This window comes from Streptomyces phytophilus, from assembly GCF_013870535.1.
Taxonomy (GTDB): Bacteria; Actinomycetota; Actinomycetes; order Streptomycetales; family Streptomycetaceae; genus Streptomyces; species Streptomyces phytophilus.
Genome location: NZ_JACBXC010001096.1, coordinates 1 through 2,069, shown reverse-complemented (window position 1 = coordinate 2,069; position 2,069 = coordinate 1). Strand labels below are relative to the sequence as shown.

Genomic DNA, 2,069 nt, shown 5'->3' with positions numbered 1-2,069 from the left:
CGGCGGCGCACGGCCCGGCGCGGCCGGCGTCGCGGTCTTCGTCGGGCACATGGACACCCGCGCGAAACCGGCGGTGTTCTACCGGCTGGGCGACGTGCGCCCCGGCGAGGAGGTCGCGGTGGCGCGCGCGGACGGGCGCACGGCGGTGTTCACGGTGGAGCGGGTGGAGACCGTCGCCAAGGACGACTTCGACGCCCAGCGCGTCTACGGGCAGCACAAGCGCGGCCGGGCCGAGATCCGCCTGCTCACCTGCGGGGGCGCGTACGAGTCGATGGCGAAGACCTACACGGGCAACCTGGTGGTCTCCGGCTATCTCACGCGGGCGAAGTGACGTCCAGATCCTTGAGGAGCTTTGCGACATGACCGGTGGCCTTGACGTTGTAGAACGCCCGCTCGACGGTGCCCTTCTCGTCGACGACGACGGTGGAGCGGATGACGCCGGTCACCGTCTTGCCGTAGAGCTTCTTCTCGCCGAAGGCGCCGTACGCCTCCAGCACCGCCTTCTCGGGGTCGCCGACGAGCGTCACCCGCAGCGACTCCTTCTCCCGGAACTTCGCCAGCTTCGCCGGCTTGTCGGGCGAGACGCCGATGACGTCGTAGCCGGCGGCGGCGAGCACGTCGAGGTTGTCGGTGAAGTCGCACGCCTGCTTGGTGCAGCCCGGGGTGAGCGCGGCCGGGTAGAAGTAGACGACGACCTTGCGGCCCCGGTGGTCGGCGAGGGAGACGTCCTTGCCGTCCGCGTCGGGCAGGGTGAAGTCGGGGGCCGGGTCGCCGGGCTGAAGTCGCTCGCTCATGGTGCTTTTCCCTACTCCTCGGTGCGGGGCGGATGTCGCACCCGAGCGTAACGGCTGACAGACTGTCGAAAAGCAGACGGACGGCGAGGACGGAGGCACCGCGGTGTCGGACGGCAGGACTCCCGCGCAGATCGAGGCGGACATCGCCCGCCGGCGGCAGGATCTCGCCGCGACGCTCGACGAGATCTCGCTGCGGGTGAGCCCCAAGAACCTGGTCGACGAGGCCAGGGCCCGGACGAAGGGCGCGGTGGACCGCACCGCAGGGCAGGCGTTCGTGGTCGCGAACCGCGCCGTCGACAGCGCCCGCGGCGTGCTCGTCTCGCCCGACGGCGCCCCCCGGATGGAGCGCATCGTGCCGGTCGCGGTGACCCTCGTGGCCGTCGTCGGGCTGCTGGCGCTGGGATCGCGCCGGCCGGGGAAGTCCCGGGGCAGGCGGCGCCGCCGCTAGCGGCGCGGGTACCGTCGAGTCCGTGAATACGCCCCACGACAAGCTGCCCATCCGGATGCTCCACGACCGGGTACTCGTCCGCATCGACACCGCGGAGGGCGAGCGCCGGTCCAGCGGCGGCATCGTCATCCCCGCCACCGCGGCCGTGGGCCGCCGGCTGACCTGGGCGGACGTGGTGGCCACCGGGCAGAACGTGCGGACGGTCGAGCCGGGCGACCGGGTGCTGTTCGACCCGGAGGACCGCGGCGAGGTCGAGGTGCGGGGCGTGGGCTACGTGCTCCTGCGCGAGCGCGATCTGCACGCGGTCGCCTCGGAGCGCCTGGAAGGCTCGGACGACTCCACGGGCCTGTACCTGTAGCGACCGCCGGAGCGGTCTTCGGCGGCGGCTTGCTACGGTTGGAGTAACCCGACGAGACGCGCCGTACCGGGTCACGCAAAGACGACGCACCCCCGTCAGTCCGACTACGGAGGTCCGTCTCATGGCGTGGATTCTGCTGCTCGTCGCCGGTGTGCTCGAAGTGGGCTGGGCGATAGGCATGAAGTACACCGAAGGCTTCACCCGCCTGTGGCCCAGCGTGTTCACGGTCGCCGGCATCGCCGCCAGCATGATGCTGCTCGCCCAGGCAGCGAAGACCCTGCCCATCGGCACGGCGTACGGCGTGTGGGTGGGCATCGGCGCCGGCGGCGCCGCGCTGCTCGGCATGGTGGTGCTGGGTGAGCCCGCGACGGTGGCGCGGGTGTTCTTCGTCGCCCTGCTGCTGGTCGCGGTGGTCGGGCTGAAGGCGACGTCCGGTCACTGATACCCGTACGGCCCCGGCCGCCCCCCG

5 protein-coding genes and 1 riboswitch are annotated in these 2,069 nt (G+C 71.8%); of the genes, 4 read left to right on the top strand and 1 reads right to left on the bottom strand.

Annotation, left to right across the window (positions count from 1 at the left end; all coding sequences use genetic code 11):
• A partial coding sequence (locus H5J30_RS29460; RefSeq protein ID WP_181790362.1) for a sortase domain-containing protein occupies positions 1–331 on the top strand: 331 nt, incomplete at its 5' end.
• Here the strand turns inward: H5J30_RS29460 and bcp are convergent.
• Entirely contained in the window at positions 315–794 is a 480-nt protein-coding gene (bcp, locus tag H5J30_RS29455) for a thioredoxin-dependent thiol peroxidase (protein ID WP_181790360.1), read from the bottom strand. The genes H5J30_RS29460 and bcp overlap by 17 nt on opposite strands.
• Positions 795–897: 103 nt before the next feature.
• Between bcp and H5J30_RS29450 the strand changes: the two genes are divergently transcribed.
• The 3 genes from H5J30_RS29450 to H5J30_RS29440 all read left to right on the top strand — a co-directional run bounded on the left by H5J30_RS29450 (position 898) and on the right by H5J30_RS29440 (position 2,042).
• Positions 898–1,242 carry a DUF3618 domain-containing protein gene (locus tag H5J30_RS29450; RefSeq protein WP_181790359.1) on the top strand — a complete coding sequence of 115 codons (345 nt, stop codon included), beginning with the start codon at positions 898–900 and terminating at the stop codon, positions 1,240–1,242.
• A gap of 55 nt (positions 1,243–1,297) precedes the next feature.
• Entirely contained in the window at positions 1,298–1,600 is a 303-nt protein-coding gene (locus H5J30_RS29445) for a GroES family chaperonin (protein WP_181790364.1), read from the top strand.
• 26 nt (positions 1,601–1,626) lie between these two features.
• Positions 1,627–1,691, top strand: a riboswitch (guanidine-III (ykkC-III) riboswitch).
• A gap of 30 nt (positions 1,692–1,721) precedes the next feature.
• Positions 1,722–2,042 carry a DMT family transporter gene (locus H5J30_RS29440; protein ID WP_018834066.1) on the top strand — a complete coding sequence of 107 codons (321 nt, stop codon included), beginning with the start codon at positions 1,722–1,724 and terminating at the stop codon, positions 2,040–2,042.
• Positions 2,043–2,069 lie beyond the last annotated feature (27 nt).

Excerpts from the sequence above, each read along its gene's own strand:
- H5J30_RS29440 (WP_018834066.1), top strand. The coding sequence starts at position 1,722 with ATGGCGTGGATTCTGCTGCTCGTCGCCGGTGTGCTCGAAGTGGGCTGG.
- H5J30_RS29445 (WP_181790364.1), top strand. The coding sequence starts at position 1,298 with ATGCTCCACGACCGGGTACTCGTCCGCATCGACACCGCGGAGGGCGAG.
- bcp (WP_181790360.1), bottom strand. The coding sequence starts at position 794 with ATGAGCGAGCGACTTCAGCCCGGCGACCCGGCCCCCGACTTCACCCTG.